The 19,936-nt window shown below is 45.7% G+C and carries 26 protein-coding genes; 12 read left to right on the top strand and 14 right to left on the bottom strand.

Annotated features, from left to right (window positions below; translation table 11 throughout):
• Nucleotides 1-31 precede the first annotated feature (31 nt).
• Nucleotides 32-223, bottom strand: coding sequence for a hypothetical protein (locus E2R66_RS19025; protein ID WP_133233518.1), 192 nt, complete (start codon nt 221-223; stop codon nt 32-34).
• Nucleotides 224-434: 211 nt separating this feature from the next.
• Here E2R66_RS19025 and E2R66_RS19020 point away from each other — a divergent pair, with 211 nt between their 5' ends.
• Nucleotides 435-908: a VOC family protein gene (locus tag E2R66_RS19020; RefSeq protein ID WP_133233516.1), complete on the top strand. Its 474-nt coding sequence runs from the start codon at nt 435-437 to the stop codon at nt 906-908.
• A 71-nt stretch (nt 909-979) separates the two neighbouring features.
• On the top strand, nt 980-1,213 hold the full coding sequence (locus tag E2R66_RS19015) for a hypothetical protein (RefSeq protein ID WP_133233514.1): 234 nt from the start codon (nt 980-982) through the stop codon (nt 1,211-1,213).
• A 63-nt stretch (nt 1,214-1,276) separates the two neighbouring features.
• On the opposite strand, the gene E2R66_RS19010 is transcribed toward E2R66_RS19015, so the two are convergent.
• Nucleotides 1,277-1,516 (bottom strand): hypothetical protein, encoded by a 240-nt coding sequence (locus E2R66_RS19010; RefSeq protein WP_134737949.1) that lies wholly within the window; start codon nt 1,514-1,516, stop codon nt 1,277-1,279.
• Nucleotides 1,517-1,655: 139 nt separating this feature from the next.
• On the opposite strand from E2R66_RS19010, the gene E2R66_RS19005 reads away from it, so the two are divergent.
• Both E2R66_RS19005 and E2R66_RS19000 read left to right on the top strand, forming a co-directional pair.
• A complete protein-coding gene (locus E2R66_RS19005) occupies nt 1,656-1,865 on the top strand; it encodes a hypothetical protein (protein WP_133233510.1) in 210 nt (69 codons plus the stop codon).
• 24 nt (nt 1,866-1,889) lie between these two features.
• Entirely contained in the window at nt 1,890-2,447 is a 558-nt protein-coding gene (locus E2R66_RS19000) for a YdeI/OmpD-associated family protein (protein ID WP_133233508.1), read from the top strand.
• A 2-nt stretch (nt 2,448-2,449) separates the two neighbouring features.
• Here E2R66_RS19000 and E2R66_RS18995 read toward each other — a convergent pair whose 3' ends face one another.
• From E2R66_RS18995 to E2R66_RS18980, 5 genes are all read right to left on the bottom strand, one after another.
• A complete protein-coding gene (locus tag E2R66_RS18995) occupies nt 2,450-2,809 on the bottom strand; it encodes a DUF1493 family protein (RefSeq protein ID WP_133233506.1) in 360 nt (119 codons plus the stop codon).
• 310 nt (nt 2,810-3,119) lie between these two features.
• The gene (locus E2R66_RS18990) at nt 3,120-3,629 is read right to left on the bottom strand and encodes a GNAT family N-acetyltransferase (protein WP_133233504.1); all 510 of its coding nucleotides are present in this window, start codon (nt 3,627-3,629) and stop codon (nt 3,120-3,122) included.
• The gene (locus E2R66_RS29150) at nt 3,616-3,744 is read right to left on the bottom strand and encodes a hypothetical protein (protein WP_262710311.1); all 129 of its coding nucleotides are present in this window, start codon (nt 3,742-3,744) and stop codon (nt 3,616-3,618) included. The genes E2R66_RS18990 and E2R66_RS29150 overlap by 14 nt, the downstream gene beginning before the upstream one ends.
• 6 nt (nt 3,745-3,750) lie before the next feature.
• On the bottom strand, nt 3,751-4,086 hold the full coding sequence (locus E2R66_RS18985) for a cupin domain-containing protein (RefSeq protein WP_133233502.1): 336 nt from the start codon (nt 4,084-4,086) through the stop codon (nt 3,751-3,753).
• Between the two features lie 102 nt (nt 4,087-4,188).
• On the bottom strand, nt 4,189-5,280 hold the full coding sequence (locus E2R66_RS18980; RefSeq protein ID WP_133233500.1) for an acyltransferase: 1,092 nt from the start codon (nt 5,278-5,280) through the stop codon (nt 4,189-4,191).
• A gap of 107 nt (nt 5,281-5,387) precedes the next feature.
• Here E2R66_RS18980 and E2R66_RS18975 point away from each other — a divergent pair, with 107 nt between their 5' ends.
• The 3 genes from E2R66_RS18975 to E2R66_RS18965 all read left to right on the top strand — a co-directional run bounded on the left by E2R66_RS18975 (nt 5,388) and on the right by E2R66_RS18965 (nt 7,014).
• A complete protein-coding gene (locus tag E2R66_RS18975; protein WP_133233498.1) occupies nt 5,388-6,293 on the top strand; it encodes a DnaJ C-terminal domain-containing protein in 906 nt (301 codons plus the stop codon).
• A 14-nt stretch (nt 6,294-6,307) separates the two neighbouring features.
• Entirely contained in the window at nt 6,308-6,601 is a 294-nt protein-coding gene (locus E2R66_RS18970) for a chaperone modulator CbpM (RefSeq protein ID WP_133233496.1), read from the top strand.
• 95 nt (nt 6,602-6,696) lie between these two features.
• On the top strand, nt 6,697-7,014 hold the full coding sequence (locus tag E2R66_RS18965; RefSeq protein ID WP_133233494.1) for a hypothetical protein: 318 nt from the start codon (nt 6,697-6,699) through the stop codon (nt 7,012-7,014).
• 227 nt (nt 7,015-7,241) lie between these two features.
• On the opposite strand, the gene E2R66_RS18960 is transcribed toward E2R66_RS18965, so the two are convergent.
• The 5 genes from E2R66_RS18960 to kaiC form a co-directional block, all read right to left on the bottom strand.
• A complete protein-coding gene (locus E2R66_RS18960; RefSeq protein ID WP_133233492.1) occupies nt 7,242-8,012 on the bottom strand; it encodes an enoyl-CoA hydratase/isomerase family protein in 771 nt (256 codons plus the stop codon).
• A gap of 242 nt (nt 8,013-8,254) precedes the next feature.
• The gene (locus E2R66_RS18955) at nt 8,255-9,919 is read right to left on the bottom strand and encodes a PAS domain-containing sensor histidine kinase (RefSeq protein ID WP_133233490.1); all 1,665 of its coding nucleotides are present in this window, start codon (nt 9,917-9,919) and stop codon (nt 8,255-8,257) included.
• A gap of 4 nt (nt 9,920-9,923) precedes the next feature.
• Complete coding sequence (locus E2R66_RS18950; protein WP_133233488.1) at nt 9,924-10,250, bottom strand: circadian clock KaiB family protein; 327 nt, start codon at nt 10,248-10,250, stop codon at nt 9,924-9,926.
• An 18-nt stretch (nt 10,251-10,268) separates the two neighbouring features.
• Entirely contained in the window at nt 10,269-10,568 is a 300-nt protein-coding gene (locus tag E2R66_RS18945) for a circadian clock KaiB family protein (protein ID WP_133233486.1), read from the bottom strand.
• 2 nt (nt 10,569-10,570) lie between these two features.
• Nucleotides 10,571-12,307 carry a circadian clock protein KaiC gene (gene kaiC, locus E2R66_RS18940; RefSeq protein ID WP_133233484.1) on the bottom strand — a complete coding sequence of 579 codons (1,737 nt, stop codon included), beginning with the start codon at nt 12,305-12,307 and terminating at the stop codon, nt 10,571-10,573.
• Nucleotides 12,308-12,867: 560 nt separating this feature from the next.
• Here kaiC and E2R66_RS18935 point away from each other — a divergent pair.
• The 5 genes from E2R66_RS18935 to E2R66_RS18915 are packed head-to-tail and all read left to right on the top strand — an operon-like array spanning nt 12,868 to nt 16,788.
• Nucleotides 12,868-13,764 carry an STAS domain-containing protein gene (locus tag E2R66_RS18935; RefSeq protein WP_262710310.1) on the top strand — a complete coding sequence of 299 codons (897 nt, stop codon included), beginning with the start codon at nt 12,868-12,870 and terminating at the stop codon, nt 13,762-13,764.
• 6 nt (nt 13,765-13,770) lie between these two features.
• Entirely contained in the window at nt 13,771-14,184 is a 414-nt protein-coding gene (locus tag E2R66_RS18930; RefSeq protein WP_133233480.1) for an STAS domain-containing protein, read from the top strand.
• The gene (locus E2R66_RS18925) at nt 14,165-14,578 is read left to right on the top strand and encodes an anti-sigma regulatory factor (RefSeq protein ID WP_133233478.1); all 414 of its coding nucleotides are present in this window, start codon (nt 14,165-14,167) and stop codon (nt 14,576-14,578) included. Before E2R66_RS18930 ends, E2R66_RS18925 begins: the two co-directional genes overlap by 20 nt.
• A complete protein-coding gene (locus E2R66_RS18920) occupies nt 14,571-15,581 on the top strand; it encodes an ATP-binding protein (protein WP_133233476.1) in 1,011 nt (336 codons plus the stop codon). The genes E2R66_RS18925 and E2R66_RS18920 overlap by 8 nt, the downstream gene beginning before the upstream one ends.
• Nucleotide 15,582: 1 nt before the next feature.
• Nucleotides 15,583-16,788, top strand: a complete 1,206-nt coding sequence (locus E2R66_RS18915; RefSeq protein ID WP_133233474.1) for a sensor histidine kinase — start codon at nt 15,583-15,585, stop codon at nt 16,786-16,788.
• A gap of 345 nt (nt 16,789-17,133) precedes the next feature.
• On the opposite strand, the gene E2R66_RS18910 is transcribed toward E2R66_RS18915, so the two are convergent.
• Together E2R66_RS18910 and E2R66_RS18905 are read right to left on the bottom strand one after the other, a co-directional pair.
• Entirely contained in the window at nt 17,134-18,066 is a 933-nt protein-coding gene (locus tag E2R66_RS18910; protein WP_133233472.1) for a manganese catalase family protein, read from the bottom strand.
• Nucleotides 18,067-18,529: 463 nt separating this feature from the next.
• Nucleotides 18,530-19,726: a GAF domain-containing sensor histidine kinase gene (locus E2R66_RS18905; RefSeq protein ID WP_133233470.1), complete on the bottom strand. Its 1,197-nt coding sequence runs from the start codon at nt 19,724-19,726 to the stop codon at nt 18,530-18,532.
• Nucleotides 19,727-19,936: the final 210 nt, after the last annotated feature.

Here is a 19,936-nt window from a genome sequence, read left to right as displayed (position 1 = left end):
ATGGTTGTATAAATTGTTGATTGCTTTTTAATTAGTTACCGTAGTAATTATTGTTGTGGCCGTAATGGTTATCATTATTGTGATAGCCGTTATGGTCGTCATGATCACGGTGGCGGTCATTACGATGTCGGTTATGGTACCGGTCGTTATCTATTGCGCAGCCCGATAATGCGCCTACGCCCAAGAACAACAGGGCCAGTATCTTTATCATTTCCTTTTTCATGGTGTCTATAATTTAGTGTCAATTACTGTTTCTTTAGTAGTTAAACTAAGGCCGTAAAGCAAAGTTTAGTCCGTAGGAACCGTATCACACAAAAGTTACATTGTGTTTTGGCGCCTGAATAGATGCCGTGCGCCACATGCATTTGTTACAAATAAAATTAGGAGATGGTATGGCCTGCGTGTATATTTATGGCATAAACCAGTTTACTATAATGTCTGTATCTCACCAGAAAGAAACCTTAAAAGCAAGCGTATTTAAGTCCGCATTAATAGGTGTATTGTTTTGCCTGCCATTTATGGCAAAAGCGCAAGCCACTTTTAATCATGCTGCGCTTTGCAGTGCCAACCTTAAGGTGAGCAACAAATTTTATACTACCGTACTGCAGCTGAAGATTATCCCCAACCCATTCCAGGATACGGTGCATACCTGGTACAGCATTGGCCCTAACCTGCAGATGCACATTATACAAGCCAATTGCCCCAAGGCCGATTACCCCCGCGGTGTGCATCTGTGCTTCAGTGTACCATCTATCCCGGCTTTTATCGAACGCCTAAACAGCATGAATATACCCTACACCAATTGGAAGGGCTTGCCCGGTAAAACCGAGCACCGGGTTGATGGCGTGAACCAAATTTATATCAACGACCCCGACGGTTACCTCATAGAAATCAACGACGCTAAGTAAATAACATTTCTATTGACATTTATTTTCTATGGCACACAACCCCATGGAATAATTTTTGCGTATAATTAAATATGAATGGCTACGTAAACATTCCTAACACGGTTTTTTGTAAACGCTGCCGCAATTGTGGTGCACGGCCCATCATAGCGCATGCAGGAATAGAGGGTTACGTAGTGAAATGCCCTAATGATGATAGCCATTACCAAACCGTCCCCGGCATTATCGATATCGAAGACTGGAACATCCACAACACCGAGCTTTACGAGAACGATTACGACCTTAAAGCAATGGGCGGGGATAGATAGATGTATAAAAAAACGTCATTCTGAACTTGTTTCAGAACCCCACAGGACAGGTAGGCTCAACGCCTAACCACTCTCAATCGCTGCCGTGCTTTGATTTGCCGGAAAATTCTGTATAGCTTTTTGGCTAAGAATTCTTTTCAATTTCCACACGTAAAGCACTACCCGCATCCCGTCTGTTCCGCCAATCCCGCTATCCGCTTTACGTTGTGCCGCTACTATCGGGTTTAGTGAACTTAATTCTGTGCCCATCGCAAACAAAATAAAGCCTGTTGCTATTATCCACACAACCATCGGTGCAATCATTATAATCAGTGCAATCGGTGAACAAAAAATCGGTGATGTCGGTGAAAGTCAAATCAATCGGTGCAATCATTTAAATCGGTGCCTTCGGTGAGAAAAAAATCGGTGCAATCATCCTCAAATCGGTGTAATCCCCAATAATATGAACAGGACAATCGGAATCGTACTCATTATCGTCGGCGCAGTTATGCTGATATGGACAGGCTTCACCTATACCAAAAAAGAAAAGATAGTAGATGCAGGCCCCATTCAAATATCGGCCGATAGGCAAAAAAACGTAAACTGGCCGCCATATCTTGGTGGTATTTTGCTGGTTGGCGGTATTGTTATAGTAGTTACCGCAAAAAAATAGCAGGGCCTTTGTATATTAGCCTGCATGGAAGCAACCTTTTTTGCAACGCAGGAAGAATTCAGGTATTGGCTGCAGCATAACCATGCCACACAGGCGGAGTTGCTTGTTGGTTTTTATATAACCAACAGTGGTAAACCCAGCATCACCTGGCCGCAGTCGGTAGATCAGGCGTTGTGCTTCGGCTGGATAGACGGTGTGCGCAAAAATATCAATGAAGATAGCTACAGCATCCGCTTTACCCCGCGCAAGCCTAAAAGCATCTGGAGCGCTGTTAATATCAAAAAGATAGCAGAGCTTACGGAGAAAGGACTGATGCAACCTGCAGGCATAGCCGCCTACGCGCTCCGCGAGGAAAAACGCTCGGCCATCTACAGTTTCGAAAAAGACGAAATACCCTTCTCAGTCGCTTACGAAAAGCAATTCAAAGCCAATGAAAAAGCCTGGGCGTTTTTCCAGTCGCAGGCACCCTGGTATAAAAAGCTATCACAGCACCGCGTTATGAGTGCCAAACAGGAAAAAACTCAATTAAGCAGGTTAGAAAATTTGATAAAGGCAAGCGAAGAGGCGAAGCGAATAGGATAGTTTTACACTAACTTTCCTGTTTTCAAGGCTGATTGTAGGGTGTGCACGCGCAGTTTAGGCGTGTACCAGCGTTCGGCAAGCTGCTTTACCCATGGGCGTTTGTAGCCAAAAAGCATTTTGAGCATGTTTACCTTGTTAGAGCCGGTAGGGTAGCCGTATTTGTACCAGGTAAAACGGGAAGCGTCAATCTTAAAATGTTCGGCAAATTCATCAATAAAAAGGTCTATTTCTATATCGAAGATATCCAGGTCGAGATCGATGCTGGTGTTTGGCGAAAGGTCATCAAGGTTCACACGCTGCACCTTATACTTGCGACAGTAATCAATAATAAAATCTCTTAACTGTGGGTGTATTTGCTCCATGCCTGCGCCTTGTAATACATGAGATGCATTTTTTGGCAATAGGTTGCATGGGATGTTAAAATTTTGAAAAATTTAGGTGTTCCTATTAACCACATCGTCATTGCGAGTATCCATCAGGGGGTAACCCTGAAAAAAAAGGTTATGACGCGTAAAAATGTATACTGATAATCAATAACTTAAAACCACGTCATTATAAGGAACGAAGCAATCTCTGCGGAGGACAAGTCACTTTGCAGGTCGCTCTGCTAATCGGGAGATTGCTTCGTGCCTCGCAATGACGCGGCGGAGAGCATAAGTCAGAAAGTGCTTTCTACACTTTCTTCTCCAATTTATACATATCCAACGGCTGCTTCAGTACACCAAAGTTCTCGGGGATATCCAACGGCACTATTTCGCCGGTTTTGTGGTATCCGCGCCGTTCGTACCAGGCTAACAGTTCTTCGCGTAAAGTAATAACCGTCATCACCACCGTGTGGAAACCTGCTTCGCGGGCGTAGATTTCGCCGGCTTCGAGCAGTTTACGACCGATGCCTTTGGCCTGCAAAAGCGGCGACACGCTAAGCATACCCAGATATATTTTGTCGCCCTGTTTTTTGAGGTAAACGCAGCCGGTAATACTGCCATCGGCTTCGGTATGTTTTAAGATGGCGGCATCCGGGTCGGCAAATTGTTCTTCCAGATCGGCAGTGCCTATGCGCTGTCCATCTATCATACCCGCTTCGGTGGTCCAGCCCTTAAAAGAAGCCTCGCCGCGGTAGGCAGAGTTAATGAGTGCAGTAAGTTCGGGTATATCGGCAACGGTAGCTCTAGTTATGTTCATAAATGATGGAGAGGTTAGAAAAGTTGGAAGGGTTAGAGAAGTTAAAAAGGTTGGAGAAGTTGAGGCCATTTTTACGCTTAGTAACCTTTCCAACTCCTTTTAACTTTTCTAACATTTTTAACTATAATAGCATAAAATCCTCGCGCGGAGGCGCAAACAAGTCAATCAATTTGCAGTCGGTTATGGCGAGGCCGCCGTGTGGTACATTGGGCGGTATAATGGCAAACATGCCTTTCTCCATTAACTGCGGTATGCCGTTTACGGTAAGCTGGAAAGTACCTTCCAATACAAAAGCACATTGCTCATGAATATGCTGATGCGGCGGCACCTCGTTGCCTGCATCTACCTCAATAAAATTGATGGTATTGGTAGCAGTGTGTATAATTTTAGAATGATAGCCCGGTGCTATATCCCTGGTTTTTATGTCTGCGAAGTATTTGAAGATAGATGTATCCATAAGCCCCCTTTAAATCTCCCCCGGTAGGAGAGACTTTTATTTTTACGTGAATATTAATTTCTTAAAGCCCTCCCTCCCGGGGAGGGTTTGGGTGGGGCTTATTCAGCCCACAATATATTTACTCCCCGGCAAATACGATAACAGTTTTATGCCGATATAAGTAGCTATAAAGGTACTCACGGCCAGCACCGGTATCACCAGCCTGGGTTCGCCATGCAGCCAATTGTTCACGGGGCCGAAAAACTGGTTCAATACCAGTATATGCGCCAGGTACATGCCGTAGGTAAGTCCCGAGAATTTCGCCACCGCCAACTCCGTTTTGGCACTTTTGAAACTGATAAGGCTGAACAGCAAGAACATGCCGGTGGCCATCATGGCTACGTTGATGGTGGGAAAAGCCCAGGATAACTCCAGTAAGGGCAGGGTTTTAGCGGTTGGCCATTGATGTGCAAACACCTGGTGGGTAATGATATAACCGGCAATAACCAGTGCTAGTCCGATGCCGATGGTTTGTGCTTTTGATAAGCGCACATGCTCTTTGATATATTGCCCCAATACCAAATAGCCTATATAGCCCGAAAAATAGTAAACGCTGCTGAACTTGTTCCAGAACACTTCGCCGAGCACATCGGGGTAAACGGTGCGGATATAGGGTAAAAACAGGGTGAAAACCCATATGGCTAAAAAGAATAATTTAAAGTTCTTCGATGCCGTTTGCGCCCAGGGCGATATCACCGGGATAAACAGGTAAACGCCAATGAACATATACACAAACCACAAGTGCCCCGCGCTCCAATTGATGTTCACCGGGATGTTGGCCATATTGGCCCACATGGTGCCCGCCTTATCGGTACCCAGAAAATACGGTACGATGCAATACATTACCGACCATATCAAAAACGGGAACAACAGCCTCGTAAACCTCTTCTTATAAAATACCGATGCCGGTTCCTTTATCGGCAGCAGCAAATACCCTGATATCATCACAAAAAGTGGCACGCAGGCACGCATCAGGCTGCCATAATGGTTTACCCAGGTGTAATGCGTGGGCTGCACAGCGCCCGCTGCGGTGATATAAAAAAACTCGCCGCTGTGTACAATCAGCACCATTAGGCAGGCAAAAATGCGCAATACATTGAGGTAGGCCGTGGGGCTGGGTTTAAACACGCTGGAGGGATTTGTGATACTCGTCATTTACGGGATAATTGGTGGGGTAATTTATATAATCTTACCGTAATTTAGTGCAGCTATTAAAACTTAGCTCCTGTTTACAGGTTTAACTTCTACAACCTATATGTGTTATGGCCTTTATTGATTATTATAAAATTTTAGGGGTGGAGAAAACCGCGACAGATAAGGACATCAAAAATGCCTATCGAAAGCTCGCCCGCAAGCACCATCCCGACCTTAACCCGGATAACCCCGAATCCAATAAACTTTTTCAGCAATTGAATGAGGCGAACGAAGTTCTGAGCGACCCCGAGAAACGTAAGAAATACGACAAATACGGCGAAAACTGGCAGCATGGCGAAGCTTATGAACAAGCACAGCAAAGTCAAAAACGGCAGAACAGCTACGGTGGCGGCTTTGGCGGCGGCGGTGCCCAGGATTTTGGCGGCGGCGGCGATTTTTCGGATTTTTTCAACTCTATGTTTGGCGGTGGCCCGCCGGGAAGCGGCGGCAGCAGGCAGCAGCAACGCTACCGCGGACAGGATTTGAACGCGACCTACCAAATGAACCTGCGCGATGCGTTGGAATCGAAAAAACAAACACTTGCCGTTAATGGGAAAAATATCCGCCTTACCGTCCCCGCAGGGATAGAGAACGGGCAAACCATCAAGATACCGGGGCATGGAGCTGCAGGTACTAATGGCGCCCCGGCAGGCGATTTGTACATCACCTTTACCATACCGGATGACCCAGAGTTTAAGCGCACGGGTAGCGATTTGCACAAAACCATAAACCTTGATTTGTACACCGCCATTTTGGGCGGAGAAATTACGGCAGATACGCTCAGTGGCAAGGTGAAGCTTAAAGTAGCAGCCGGCACGCAAGGTGCAACTAAGGTAAAACTGAAAGGCAAAGGCATGCCCGTTTATAAAAAGGACGGACAGTTTGGCGACCTGTACATCACCTACAATGTACAATTACCCACCAACCTTACCGAAAAACAGCGCGGATTGTTTGAAGAATTAGCCAAATCTTAAAAAAAATCAAGCCAATGAAAACGTTGAATTTGATAACCGTACATGATTTTTGTATTTACCACAATGTGGAATACGCCTTTATAGACCAATTGCAGGAAGCCGGAATGATAGCAATAACTGTGGTTGATGAAACTTCCTGTGTGTCAATAGATGAGATACAAAAAATAGAACGCCTTGCCCGCCTGCACACCCAGTTGGATATTAACGAGCCGGGCATTTTGGTGATAGACGAATTGTTGGATAAAGTAGAAAATATGCAACAGGAAATAGCGCTGTTACGCAATCGATTACGCCTTTACGAAGATTAACAGATAAAAATTTGGCATAATTTTTTAAACCCTTGGTGCTGTGGGGAGTCATACCTGCAAAACGAGCAAGAATTTATAATTAAAAAATTATAGTCATGAAGTTTATTAAATTTTCGATAATCGCATTAGTATTAACCGCTTCGGTGCAGTTTGCAAAGGCCCAGGTAAGGGTAGGCGCCAGCATTCATTTAGGTTATAACCAACCCCGCAGAATAGTTCACCCGGTTTATTATAGCGAGCCTGCACCTGTTTATTACGAACAGCCTGTCTATGTAAACCGTCCCGTTTATGTTGCTCCGATTTATCGCAGGGTGTATTACAGACCGCAATACCGTAGGGTAGTTTACCGTGAACATTTTTATGAAGGTCACGGTCGCGGACACGGCTGGGGTCGCGGCGGCAGGAGATGGTAATTTTCTTGGTCAGTTAAAATATTTGAAGCCCCTCGGTTGAGGGGCTTTTTTTATTTTCAATCACCCTAAAACCATCATTTCGTCTTTGCGAGGAGCGCCGCGGGGTAGAGCGGTGGGGGCGACGAAGCAATCCCCGGCAAGCAGAGCCGATCTGCATGGCGCCTCTGCTTGCCGGTGATTGCCACGCTATCGCTCGCAAAGACGATGGTAATAAATAGCTGGTGGCCCTATTTTTTCAAAAAAACATTCAGTGCCTGCTGCGTAAACTCCGATAGCACCAGCTCCCCACTTATAGCAGCCCGTTCTGCCAAAAGCTCATCCCAATCTACAGTGCCTTCCCAAAGGATTTGCTTAAGGCCTACGAGCGCTTCCGGGTGGTAGGAGGCTAGTTTTTGGCTAAGGCTGGCTATTGCTTCATCCAATGCAGGGATATCGGCATATACCTCGTTATAAAGCCCTTTATCCATTGCCCACTGCGCCGATTGGAAATCTGTTGCACGGATAGTAAGCCGCGAGAATGCAGGCAGGCCAATTTTGCGTATTACGGCTGGGGAAATTACGAATGGACCAATGCCTATGGCCAGTTCGCTGAGTTTGATGGATGCTGCCTCGGTGGCCAGGCAATAGTCGGCCGCTGCCGCCAGGCCTACGCCGCCGCCTACTGCTTTGCCCTGCACACGGGCAATGATAATCTTAGGCGATTTTCGGCAGGCGTTTATCACATTGACAAAGCCCGAGAAAAACGCCGCTCCCGCTTGCTTATCTTTTATCTGTAGCAACTCATCGAAGCTGGCACCGGCGCAAAAAGTACGCTCGCCGCCGCTTTTGAGTACGATGACCTTTGTATTTGGGTTTGCACCCGCATGATCTATGGCATCGGCCAATTGCTTAAGCAGAGCTGATGGCAGTGAGTTTTGCGCCGGGTGAAAGAAAGTGATGGTGGCAATACCCTCATCGCTGATGTGTATGGATACGCTGCCGTTATTTGGGTTACTCATAATGGTTATATGGATGCAGGGGCAATATCATGAAATTTAAGGAAGTAGCAAATCTTTCCAGACTTTGTCCTTGCGAGGAGCGGCGCGTTGGAAAGCGTGGTGGCGCGACGTGGCAATCTCGTCGCTATGCATTGCCGATTTGCGCGCTCTGAGATTGCCGCGGCTCCCCCGCACACGGTCTGCCCATAGGAGCCTCGCAATGACAAAGTTTTTTAGCTGGGTTAGCGCATTACTAAATAGGCTTACCCCTCTGCCAGCGGCAACTCTATATAAAAGGTAGAGCCCTTACCTGGTTCACTCTCTACCCCGATGCGACCCTTATGGTTTTGGATAATTTCGTGCGAAATATACAAGCCCATACCAAGGCCGCTGGCCATATTCTTTTTATCCTCTACCCGGTAAAAGCGTTCAAAAATCTTATTTTTTTGGTCATGAGAGAGGCCGATACCCTTATCTATAACAGAAATGCGTACGTAATTGCCATGCCGGGCGGTATCTATTTCAACAGTTTTATTTACGTACGAGTATTTAACTGCATTGTTTACCAGGTTCATCAATACCTGCTCCAATCGCTCCTGGTTGCCGCGGATGATGTAGTTTTGGCCCGCATGGCTGCTGAACGCGAAATGCGGGTACATGAGCATGGCGTTTTCCATACACAGCCCTATCAGATGGTTCACATTCACATCGGCAATATTATATTCCAGCCCACCAGCCTTTATTTTGCTTACATCCAAAAGATCGTTTATCAGCGATTGTAGCTTATTTAAAGATCCGCCCGCTTTAGTAACATAGTTTTTGATAGCCGCCGGCAATTCTTCTTTTTTATAGGCAGCCATGAGTTGCAGGTAACCTTTCAGACTGGTAAGCGGAGTTTTTAGTTCGTGGCTGGCAATACCTATAAACTCGTCTTTACGCTCCATTTCGCGCTTCTGGTCCTCAATGTCGGTAGCGGTGCCTACCCAAAATATAATTTCCCCCTCGTCGTTACGCAAGGGTTGCGAACGGTTCAAGTGCCAGCGGTAAACGCCGTCGTGGCGACGGTAACGGTTCTCTACCTCAAACATCTCGCCCGATTGTAGCGATGCCGTGTATTTGGCTGCCGTTTCTGCCAGATCATCGGGGTGTATCAAGTCAGTCCAGCCAAAGCCGCCTGTTGCTGCAAAATCAAGTCCGGTGTAATCGTACCAGCGTTGGTTATAAGCGTTTACGTTACCATCGGGCAGGTTGGTCCAGGTCATCTGTACGATGTTATTGGTAAGTAGTTTAAAGTGCTCGCGGCTGATGGTGAGATCATGCGTGCGTTCTTTAACGGTTGCCTCCAGTGATTCGTTGAGCGATTCGGTAACCGAGCGGGCCTCTTCGAGTTGTTCGTTACGTAGCTTAAGTTCTTTTTCGGTGGCCTTTAATATCGTGAGATCTGTTATAATGAGGCTAAGCGCAGTGCCGCTGTCCAGCTCTATTGTTGTACAGCTAAACAGGCAATGCATATCCTTTTCGCCGCCATCCTTTATCGTGATTTCTTTTTTGCAATCGTCTTCCCAGCTGTCGTCTATCAAGGCTTGCAATTTTTCTTTTGCTTTTTCGGGTACAAAAGAGAGTATCGGCATGCCTATCACATCCTCCAGGGGTGCATCAACCATTAGTGCAAACCTGGTATTACAATATAAAACGATGCCTTCGCGGTTTATGGTGGCCGCGCCCTCGTTCATCTTTTCTATGAATACACGGTAGGTTTGGTCGGCAGTTTTTAGGGTGTATAGCTGGTGTCCGTCGGTGTCTTTTACCACCAAAGCATCCACCTGGCCGGTACGGATAGCCTGTATGGTATCTGTAGCTTCTTCCAGTTGCTGGCGCAGCTCTTCAATTTCGGCTAATAAGCTGTTATTTGAATTGTTTTGCTCCATGATGTTAATTGATTTCGGGTAGGCCAAGCCCTTTTAAAACTTTATTGGTGTTGCTCATGTCGCCTATCATGCGGCGCTCTTTGCCGGGGGCTTTTTTGATGAGCAGCGGGAGGGCTATAATGTCTTCGTCCTCCGCAAGTTCTGGTTGCTGATGGATGTCTATAATCTTCAAATCGTACTGCCCGGGGATATACTTTTCGCAAAGCGCATTCAAATTTTCTACCGCGCGGATAGAGTTGGGCGATGCTCCCGTTATAAATAAACGCAATACGTAAGCAGTAGGCTCCTCATTGCCCTCGTAATCTGTAAATTCTATATCCTTATCGGCCATAACTTCTGATAGGTACAATTAAGCGGGTCGAATGTTCAGTCCAACCAGTACCTTTTCTTCGTTACTTAAATCACCGATGATTTTGCGGATAGGCTCGGGTACTTTGCGCACCAGGGTTGGGATAGCCAGTATCTGGTCGCCTTCGGCTAATTGCGGGTGCACCAGCAAGTCTATTACTTCTATGCGGTATTGTCCTTTCAGGTGCTCCTCGCAGTATTTTTTAAGGTTACTTAATGCCGTTACCGATTTTGGGGTTTTGCCGGCTACGTATAGCCTCAGTTCCCATTTTTTATCTTCAACTATTTCGTCAATTTCCATTTTTATTTTCCTCCGGTGGGTTTAGATCTACCGCTTTCCCCTCGCCGTATCCTTGTAATCTCTTCCCGGTTTTTTTCTAAAATTTGTTTCTTCAGTTCTTCTTCCAGGTAAACTTTGTTCAATTCTTCCTCAACTGATTCGTACTCGCTGTTTAGGCTCAAAATTGTTGCTTCCAGCACCTTGCGCTTGCGTGCAATCTCGCGGTCTTTACGGCTAATCGAATGATCGTGAATGGCCTGCCCCGTTTGTTCAAGCAGCATCTGCTGCTTCCGTGCTGAGCCGGTAAGTACGCCATCAGGGCCGAGGTAAACGTCTATTAAATTTAAGCCCTCGTCAGATATCACAAATTCGCGTACCTGGTTGCTGTGTTTCATGCCGCGTGCCTTCATTACGTACAAGCCACGGTTGCGTTCGCCATTGAATTCTATATCGCGCACAAGCAACCACGAATCTACCAGCGACGATACGCCTTCGTCTGTCTGTTCGTTTACGATGGTATTGAGCGATAAAGCCGTAAACATTACGGTTATGTGCTCGTCCTGCAAAAAGTCTATCAGGCGCACCAGCATATTTTTCACTTCGCTTACCGACCCTACATTAATGAAGTTGGTAATCGGGTCCATTATCACTACCGATGGTTTGAATTTTTTGATCAGCTTATGTATAGCTACTAAGTGCATCTCCAGCCCATACATATTGGGCCTGGTGGCATTAAACAGCAGCAACCCTGCATCAACATGCTTTTGAAGCTCTACGCCTATCGAGCGCATATTGCGCATGATTTGTTTCGGTGATTCCTCCATGGCAAAGTAAACGCAACGTTCGCCGCGGTTACAGGTTTCATTGGCAAAATAGGCAGAGATACTGGTTTTGCCGGTGCCTGCTGTGCCCGATACCAGCGTACTGCCGCCCCGGTAAAAGCCTTTGCCGCCCAGCATTTCATCCAAAGCCGGGATGCCGGTTGACAGTCTTTCGGTAGATACTTGTTTTGCCAGCTTTAGCGAGGTTACGGGCAATACAGATATGCCGTCTTCATCGATGAGGAAGGGGTACTCGTTAGTGCCATGTACAGTGCCGCGGTATTTGATGATGCGCAGCCTACGGGTTGATATCTGGTTGATAACGCGGTGATCTAACAGGATTACGCAATCTGACACATATTCTTCCAGCCCCTGGCGGGTAAGGCTGTTGCCGTCGCCTTTTTCGCCGGTGATAATGGCAGTTACTCCTTTGCTTTTCAGCCAGCCAAAAAGCCTGCGTATTTCCATACGTAAAACGCTTTGGTTATCCAGGCCCGAGAAAAGGTTCTCCAATGTGTCGAGCACTATACGTTTTGCGCCGATGCTATCTATAGCATAACCAAGGCGAATAAACAAACCTTCCAGATCATACTCCCCGGTTTCTTCAATTTCGCTGCGGTCGATATGCACATGGTCTATGCGCAGTAATTTCTCATCCTGCAGTTTTTTAAGATCGAAGCCTAAAGAGGCGACATTCATAGCCAGCTCATCGCTCTTTTCTTCAAAGGCAACAAAAACGCCGGGTTCATTAAATTCAGTGGCCCCACGTACGATAAACTCTATCGATAGGAGGGTTTTGCCGCACCCGGCCTCGCCGCATATCAACGTAGGCCTGCCGGTCGGCAACCCGCCTTCGGTAATTTCATCCAGCCCGGTGATACCTGTTAAGGTTTTGGGTAGGGTGGGATAGGCGGATTTGCTATTTTGGATAATACTCATTTAAGGGTAATTGGTTTTTAACTATATCATAAAAGAATAAATAATAAGGTTTTGCGCAAGCTTATTGCTTGTATGCGCCTTTTTACCTATTTTATTTCGTTATAGGTATCTTACAAAAACATGCCGAATTAACTTGATGGGCCAGTTATTGTTTGATTTATCACATTTTATTTACAATAGCCCGGTTAATTTAACTAGAGCTAAAATATGTTAAATGAAGGTTTAGGATGAATGCTGCCGATTACATTTAATGCACTCAAAAGTGTATGTTTTTTTATACGCTTGCTTCCGGTCAAGTATGTGAAAATGCTACCAATTCTTTGATTTAGTTAAGCTCCGCAGCTGGATTGCGCGTCTTTTTTAAAATAAGCAACTGCATAATATTCGAGTTAAAAAAAACCTAATCGGTTACACTGTGTTATACAACCTGAGGTTTTACACTGTTTGTGAAGTATTCCAAAAAAAGCATAAATTTAACCTTTAGTTATAAAAAATATTGATTTCGTAATACCGATATTGATTTCTATCTTTCATCCATTATAAACCCGCCGGAAGTTTAAGTGTGTCGCCTAATCAACTATCCTGCATATTTTAACCAAGGTCAAAAAATATATCAATTGCTACAAAAACAGAAAAAAACCATCCTCGAGCTCTGGATGAAAAATCAATTAGCTGATGAAGGCTTGCGCGAAGACCTGATCAGTAACGACGAGCTGAGAAGCCAATCGGAAGAGTTAGTTAATTCCCTGGTGGGCAATTTATCTTCAGAAAATTTTTCCAACATCGATTCGGAGGAATGGAGCCCAGTGATTGAGATACTGGGCGGCATTGCCATCACCCGTGCAAGGCAGGGTTTTAGCCCGCGCGAAACCGGCAATTTCATTTTCTCGCTGAAAGAGGCCTTGCTGGATGTACTGCAGCAGGAACTTGCAGGCAACCTTCAAGCTTTGTTTACCGAAAGCCTGAAGATAAACCGCATCATGGATAACCTGAGCGTGATAACCTTCGAAACCTTTATTAAAGGCCGTGAAGAGGTTATTTTACGCCAAACGGATGAGATTGCAGAGATCTCTACACCGGTTATCCGTATTTGGAATGGCATACTGGCTTTACCCATCATAGGTACCCTGGATAGCGCACGTACGCAAATTGTAATGGAGAACCTGTTGCAGGAAATTGTAGAAACAGGGTCGAGCATTGCTATTTTAGATATTTCGGGCGTGCCAGCGGTAGATTCGCTGGTGGCGCAGCACCTCATAAAAACGGTTAGCGCTACCAGACTGATGGGTGCCGAGTGTATTATTAGCGGTATACGCCCCGAAATTGCACAAACCGTTGTGCATTTGGGTATCGACCTATCCAACATCATTACCAAGGCAAGCCTGGCCAGCGCATTGGCGCATGCCTTTAAAGTGATGCGTTTAGAAGTAAGAAAAGTAGCTACCGTTCAAAAATAATATACGATGGATAAAATTCCTATTCTTAGGATGGGATCGTACCTGTTGGTAACCATACAGGTAGACCTTTACGACCGGCTTGCTTTAAACCTGGAGGCCGACCTGGTACAAATGGTGCAAAAAACAAGCGCAAAAGGGGTACTGATTGATATTTCTGCGGTATCGATAGTAGACTCGTTTATGGGTCGCATTATTGGCAATATTGCCGGCATGTGTAAAATATTAGATTCGGAAACGGTGGTTGTGGGCATGCAGCCTGCGGTAGCCATCACGCTGATAGAACTTGGCTTACCTTTAAAAGGCGTGCATACCGCGCTGGATGTGGAAAAAGGAATGGCCCTGCTAAAATCGATGATCGACGAGGATAGATACGACGACGATGATGATGACGAGGGAGCCGATGACATTATCCTTAAGTAAAGATACCGTATTGGTAGAGAAGGAGCAGGACGTGGTTTTTTTAAAGAACCGGGTTAAAGAGGTTGCCGTTAAAATAAAAATGGGCCTGGTTAACCAAACGCGCCTGTTAACCGCTGCCAGCGAACTGGTGCGTAATATGATGCGCTACGCCAACGGAGGGAAATGCCATGTTGAGGTGGTATCCAGCGGGCGCATTAACGGCGTACGGCTTACCTTTATAGATAGGGGGCCAGGCATACCCGATATTGCCGCCGCCATGCGCGATGGCTTTAGTACCGGCAAAAGCCTGGGGCTTGGCTTGCCTGGTACCAAAAGGCTGGTAAACGAATTTGATATAAAGAGTAAAGTTGGGGAGGGCACTACGGTGACGATATTGAAATGGGCAAATGGTTGATGCAACACATACAAGTTTTATAGCGAACGACAGGAGTTACTTTTCTCTGATAAAAAAAGAGATACACCGCACAGCCACCGAAGCAGGCATGGGCGCCACCCGGATAAACGAGTTGGATCTTATTGTAGCCGAGATGACATCGAACCTGTTTAAATACAGCGATGATGGTGAAATATTGATGGGTGTGTTTGCCAACAACGGCGCGCCTTATATCGAGTTAATCAGTATAGATAACGGCCCTGGTATGGTAAATCCGGCCCGGATGATGGTAGATGGCGTATCTACCTCAAATACCCTGGGGCATGGCCTCGGCAGCATGAAAAGGCTGTCGGATGTGTTTGAACTGTATTCGCAAATTGGCTGGGGTACTATTGCCATGAGCCGTGTTTATCACGAACCACAACCGTATAAGCCAAAGCCGGCAGTTACCATGCGCCCCATTGTGGTGGCAAAGCCCGGCGAAACCACCAGCGGCGACGGCTTTGTGTTTAAAAAAACAGAGAAATACTTTAAAATTATGCTGGCCGATGGTTTAGGCCACGGGCCCGAAGCTAACAAGGCCATCAACGAAGCAGCGGCGGCATTTAGGGTTTTCCCGGATTATAGCCCTACAGAAACCCTGCGGTTTATCCATACCCAGATAAAAAAAACGCGCGGTGCAGTTATCAATATTATGGGTTACAATATCGAAACAAAAACATGGAGCAGTGCCGGAGTAGGTAATATTGCTGCACGGATGTTTGGGCCGGTGAGTTTTCGTAACCATATGTCGTACAATGGCATTGTGGGGCATAATATGCCTAACACCATGAACGACCAGCAGTACCCGGCCGATACCTATAACCAGGTAATGCTGTGTTCAGACGGGATCAAAACACGGATAGATTTTGCCAAATACCCGCAAATAAATAAATTCGACCTTACCGTGCTGGCGGCCGCAATTTATAAAGACCATGCCCGGAGGAGCGATGATATGTCGGTAGTGATAGCTAAAGCGAATTGAGATGATTAAATTTTTAACCATTACGCTGGAGAATGAAATGGACCTTGTGTTGGCACACAGGCGGTCTATGAAGGTTGCAGAGAAGCTGGGGCTTACGGTTGCAACGCAAACTACTTTCGCTACGGCGGTATCGGAAATTGCACGCACGGTGATAGAACATACCGACGATGGCGTACTAACAATAGGCTTGCTACAAAATGAACAGCGGTATTCGCTGGTGGCACTGGTAACTTACGATAGCGCCATCCGCTTCACCAATGCCGACAAGGGTTTTTATTACGCACAAAAACTGGTTCCGGAATTTTTACTTAGCGAAGGTGCAGGCAGCAATACTATCGAAATGAAAATTGGGCTGCCGCGTTCGCTGAAACTCGACCCACCCAAAATAACCGCGCTAAAGAAATTCTTGGAAGAAGGGGTACCCATAAACGCCTACGATGAAATTAAGCAGCGCAACGTAAGCCTTAACCGGCTGGCCGAAGAGCAGGAAGAAGAGCTGCGCCGCTCCAAGATCATCGACGAGCAAAAAACCGAATTCATCTCCATAGCAAGCCACGAAATAAAAACGCCGATAACCGTGATAAAGGCTTACACTCAACTGGGTAAAAAGCTGGAAGGCGAGTGCAGCGATAAGGTAAAAGATATCCTGAACAAGGTGGATATACAAACTACCAAGTTGTTATCGCTGGTGCAGCAACTGCTTGACGTATCCAAGATAGAAAACGGCAGTTTGCTTTATAATAAAGAGCTGGTGGAGTTTAACAGCTTTATAACCGACATGGTGGCAATTTTGCAGCACATATTGCCGCAGCACACCGTTACCGCCATCCTGTGCCAGGATATAACCGTATATATCGACCGCCTGCGCATGGAGCAGGTTTTCTCGAACCTTATTGGCAACGCTGCCAAATATTCAAAAAAGGGTACCGCTATTAGAGTCACCTGCTCTACAACACACGATGGGCAGGTACTGGTGGCCGTTGGCGACGAAGGCATAGGGATGTCTGCCAAAAGCATGGAATCCATCTTTAACAAATTCTACCGCGACCGCGACATAATCCGCACTCATTCGGGCCTTGGTATGGGCCTCTACATTTCCTCCAAGATCATCGCCGACCACGGCGGCCGCATCTGGGTAGAAAGCAATGAAGGCCAGGGCTCAACGTTTTTCTTTTCGCAGCCGGTGGTGAAAAGTGTAGCGGAATGATTTAAATATCCGCCACGCAAATTAAACCGGTAGCGGCGCAAAAGCTGGTCGAGGCTTCGAAATATTACAAATCGGAATTCCTTCTGCCATGCCGGAAACAATTAGAGGCTGGATCAAAAATAACACTCCAGTTGAGCAACAAATTAAAATTTTGTCAAAATATATCTTTGTGAACTTTGTGCTAATACATAAGCAAATCTTAGCGCCCTTTGTGGTTAATTTTACCACAAAGAGCACAAAGGAAGAAACACAAAGGACACAGAGCCAAATTTTATTCTAATTGGTTTTTATGAAATAGATTTATGATACAGCCTCGGGGTACTATCAGATGCGGCGGATTACCTATCACTCTCCATAAGTGCTCCAAGCCGCTATACCTTCTGGCTCGGCTTGTTTCACTTCGGCACTTTTTACCTGGCTCATTTGCTTATCCAGTTTATCGGCGGCTTTAAGCTCTTTGCTGAAATCTTCGGGCAGTTGGGTTTGCCCTTCGGTTTCCTGTACCTGTTCTAAAGGTTTTTCTACATATACAAAATTTTTGCCCATGCCTTTTATCTCGCCCTCGTTCCATGGTCCGCGTACGGTGCCGTCTGATAGGTTATAAACGTTTTGCAGGTAACGTGGGTCTGCACCTAACACGCCCGGCGGGAAGTTAGGCTGTATGCTATCTAACGCGGCCTCGAACATTTTATAATGCGTAACCTCGCGCGTCATCAAAAATGACAGCGTTTCGTGGATGTACGGATCGTCTGTAAATTTCATCAGATGCTCGTAAACCAGCTTCGCTCTTGATTCTGATGCCAAATTGGTGCGCAAATCAACCGTAAGGTCGCCGTTAGAATTGATGTACGATGCACACCAGGGTATGCCCTGGCTGTTACGCGGCGTTGGCCCCCCGCCGGTGATAATAGGGAACTGTGGGTTGGCAGATAAAGCGGCGTGTATAACGCTTTCCTTTTCGGCCTTGCCGTTCATGGCAACCATTATCTCGCTTTGTTCAGCAGCGTCTTTCAAATCGCCGTTTACGCCTTTCAGTAGCATCTGGATGGTTGCGCCTACTATTTCCAGGTGGCTAAACTCCTCAGTGGCGATATCCATCAGCATATCATACTTATCAGGATGCGGCTGCTTGGCCCCGAAAGCTTGTGTAAAATACTGCATCGCAGCAGCAAGTTCACCATTTTCGCCGCCGAATTGCTCTAATAAAAGGTTTGCAAAGCGCGGGTCAGGGCGTGATACCCTGGCATTAAATTGTAGTGATTTAACGTGATGAAACATGGTAATAATTTTTTAAGGTAAATGAATCAGATTGTTGAGGAAGGGCTATAAAGAAACTGTATCGTGTGTTGCTAATACAACTAAAAGGAATGGTTAATGTTTGCCTGAATTCTCTTTATAGGTAATTTAATTAACGCGCGATGGAGATCGCTCAAATGCGTGATGGGTTCACGATTTACTGATCAGCGTTAATTGCTGGTTTCCAACATAACGAACTTATTTATCGACAAGTGTTTTACGTGAGATTTAGCATATCCTCGCGCGGATGCAATTCTAAGCTTTGAAGTGATAGGCGACCTGCATTTGAGTTGCCCTATGCTGAATGACTAAGGCAAATAGAAACTACTTGTTTTTGCCAAAAACAGGGAAAGAAGTAATAAAGGGTGCGCAGGTGAAGGTTGGTAGTATAAAGTATTTAGTTAATTGGAAGGGGTAACCGATATTGAAGTTTGAAAACCAATTTCTACCTCTGCAGTAAGGGTAGCGATACAAAAAACGACGCGCCCATGTCCTTGCCTTTGCTTTCGGCCCAAATTTTGCCGTTGTGCAGCTCCACCAATATTTTGGCAATTGAAAGGCCAAGTCCGTTGCTGGTTTCTTTGTTGGTGGGGATGGAGCTTAAACGCGCAAATTTGGTGAATAACTTTTTCATGTCCTCCTCATTAAGCCCCTGGCCCTGATCGCTGAATTCCACAATCAGGTTACCGTCCTTCTCTTCCGAACAAATGGTAATCCAGGTGTTTAAGCGGGAGTATTTAATGGCGTTGCTAAGCAGGTTTTCAAAAACCTCCGCTATGCGGCCTTTATCTAACCTTGCCATGCTTTTGCAGTTAAGGTGCAGCAAAATTTTTTGATGTTTCTGTTCTGCTAAAACCTGTAGGTTATTAACTGCTTTTTCAATCAGGCTGGTAGTGTTCACGTTTTCAAAGTGTAGCATCATTGCGCCATTATCAACTTTGGCCAGGTTTAGCAGTTCGTTCAGGTCTTCCAGTATGCGTTGGCTGGCATTAGTTACTTTTTCAGCCATCGTTCTGATGGGTTCTTCTGTACTTTTTTGTTTGATAAGCTTTGCGTAGAGCGATATAGCGGTAAGTGGGTTTTTGATATCATGCACCGCAATATTCATCAGGTCGGTTTGTACGCGTACAATGTTGCGGGTGGTTTGGCGTAACTCCAGTTCGTCAACAATAATTTCCGAGAGGTTCTTCAGCATTTCCAGCTGTTTTTCGGTCACTACTCTTGGTACAGCATCTACTACGCTCACGGTACCTAGCAGGTGCCCGTCGGGCGTTTTTATGGGGGTACCGGCATAAAACCTCACCGATGTATTGACCAGTACCGGCGCGGCACTTAGTATAGGCTCTAAGAGCATATCACTGATTACGGTTGTATCGGCACTGAGTACTGCCAGCCTAGCAATTGCTTCTTCGGGTATTTTAAAAGTATCGTTAGTATCTACTTTGGCTTTAACAAAAACACGATCCTGATCTACAAAGCTTACGAAGGCGCTTGGGGTATCAAAAATCTGGGCAGCAAGCGTGGCTATCTTGTCGAAGGTTTTGTCGGCTGGTGTATCAAGTATTTCGTACTTGTACAGTTTCCTTAAGCGCTCTTCGTCATTTAGCGGGATAAGGGATACCTGTTTAATAAAAGGATCCATAATGTATATCAAAGAGTATCTGATTGAAATTTAAAGAGGCATCTAAATGTACTGTTAATTAAATTGGTATAAGGTTAAATTATTTCCTTAGAGCCTGTTTAAAAATGGCTGAATAAAATTGTTCTGTGTTGAAAAGTTGATAAAAAGGCCATCGCTAATCGGTCAAATAAATACTAATTGTGAATAACGACAAACGCAGTTAGTATGAAA

The sequence above is a fragment of the Mucilaginibacter psychrotolerans genome (assembly GCF_004519315.1).
Classification (GTDB): Bacteria; Bacteroidota; Bacteroidia; order Sphingobacteriales; family Sphingobacteriaceae; genus Mucilaginibacter; species Mucilaginibacter psychrotolerans.
The sequence above is the reverse complement of the archived record's forward strand: the minus strand, read 5'-3'. Positions and strand labels throughout refer to the sequence as shown.

Coding starts and splice junctions, on each gene's coding strand:
- E2R66_RS19025 (WP_133233518.1), bottom strand. CDS start 223: ATGAAAAAGGAAATGATAAAGATACTGGCCCTGTTGTTCTTGGGCGTA.
- E2R66_RS19020 (WP_133233516.1), top strand. CDS start 435: ATGTCTGTATCTCACCAGAAAGAAACCTTAAAAGCAAGCGTATTTAAG.
- E2R66_RS19015 (WP_133233514.1), top strand. CDS start 980: ATGAATGGCTACGTAAACATTCCTAACACGGTTTTTTGTAAACGCTGC.
- E2R66_RS19010 (WP_134737949.1), bottom strand. CDS start 1,516: ATGATTGCACCGATGGTTGTGTGGATAATAGCAACAGGCTTTATTTTG.
- E2R66_RS19005 (WP_133233510.1), top strand. CDS start 1,656: ATGAACAGGACAATCGGAATCGTACTCATTATCGTCGGCGCAGTTATG.
- E2R66_RS19000 (WP_133233508.1), top strand. CDS start 1,890: ATGGAAGCAACCTTTTTTGCAACGCAGGAAGAATTCAGGTATTGGCTG.
- E2R66_RS18995 (WP_133233506.1), bottom strand. CDS start 2,809: ATGGAGCAAATACACCCACAGTTAAGAGATTTTATTATTGATTACTGT.
- E2R66_RS18990 (WP_133233504.1), bottom strand. CDS start 3,629: ATGAACATAACTAGAGCTACCGTTGCCGATATACCCGAACTTACTGCA.
- E2R66_RS29150 (WP_262710311.1), bottom strand. CDS start 3,744: ATGTTAGAAAAGTTAAAAGGAGTTGGAAAGGTTACTAAGCGTAAAAAT.
- E2R66_RS18985 (WP_133233502.1), bottom strand. CDS start 4,086: ATGGATACATCTATCTTCAAATACTTCGCAGACATAAAAACCAGGGAT.
- E2R66_RS18980 (WP_133233500.1), bottom strand. CDS start 5,280: ATGACGAGTATCACAAATCCCTCCAGCGTGTTTAAACCCAGCCCCACG.
- E2R66_RS18975 (WP_133233498.1), top strand. CDS start 5,388: ATGGCCTTTATTGATTATTATAAAATTTTAGGGGTGGAGAAAACCGCG.
- E2R66_RS18970 (WP_133233496.1), top strand. CDS start 6,308: ATGAAAACGTTGAATTTGATAACCGTACATGATTTTTGTATTTACCAC.
- E2R66_RS18965 (WP_133233494.1), top strand. CDS start 6,697: ATGAAGTTTATTAAATTTTCGATAATCGCATTAGTATTAACCGCTTCG.
- E2R66_RS18960 (WP_133233492.1), bottom strand. CDS start 8,012: ATGAGTAACCCAAATAACGGCAGCGTATCCATACACATCAGCGATGAG.
- E2R66_RS18955 (WP_133233490.1), bottom strand. CDS start 9,919: ATGGAGCAAAACAATTCAAATAACAGCTTATTAGCCGAAATTGAAGAG.
- E2R66_RS18950 (WP_133233488.1), bottom strand. CDS start 10,250: ATGGCCGATAAGGATATAGAATTTACAGATTACGAGGGCAATGAGGAG.
- E2R66_RS18945 (WP_133233486.1), bottom strand. CDS start 10,568: ATGGAAATTGACGAAATAGTTGAAGATAAAAAATGGGAACTGAGGCTA.
- kaiC (WP_133233484.1), bottom strand. CDS start 12,307: ATGAGTATTATCCAAAATAGCAAATCCGCCTATCCCACCCTACCCAAA.
- E2R66_RS18930 (WP_133233480.1), top strand. CDS start 13,771: ATGGATAAAATTCCTATTCTTAGGATGGGATCGTACCTGTTGGTAACC.
- E2R66_RS18925 (WP_133233478.1), top strand. CDS start 14,165: ATGACATTATCCTTAAGTAAAGATACCGTATTGGTAGAGAAGGAGCAG.
- E2R66_RS18920 (WP_133233476.1), top strand. CDS start 14,571: ATGGTTGATGCAACACATACAAGTTTTATAGCGAACGACAGGAGTTAC.
- E2R66_RS18915 (WP_133233474.1), top strand. CDS start 15,583: ATGATTAAATTTTTAACCATTACGCTGGAGAATGAAATGGACCTTGTG.
- E2R66_RS18910 (WP_133233472.1), bottom strand. CDS start 18,066: ATGTTTCATCACGTTAAATCACTACAATTTAATGCCAGGGTATCACGC.
- E2R66_RS18905 (WP_133233470.1), bottom strand. CDS start 19,726: ATGGATCCTTTTATTAAACAGGTATCCCTTATCCCGCTAAATGACGAA.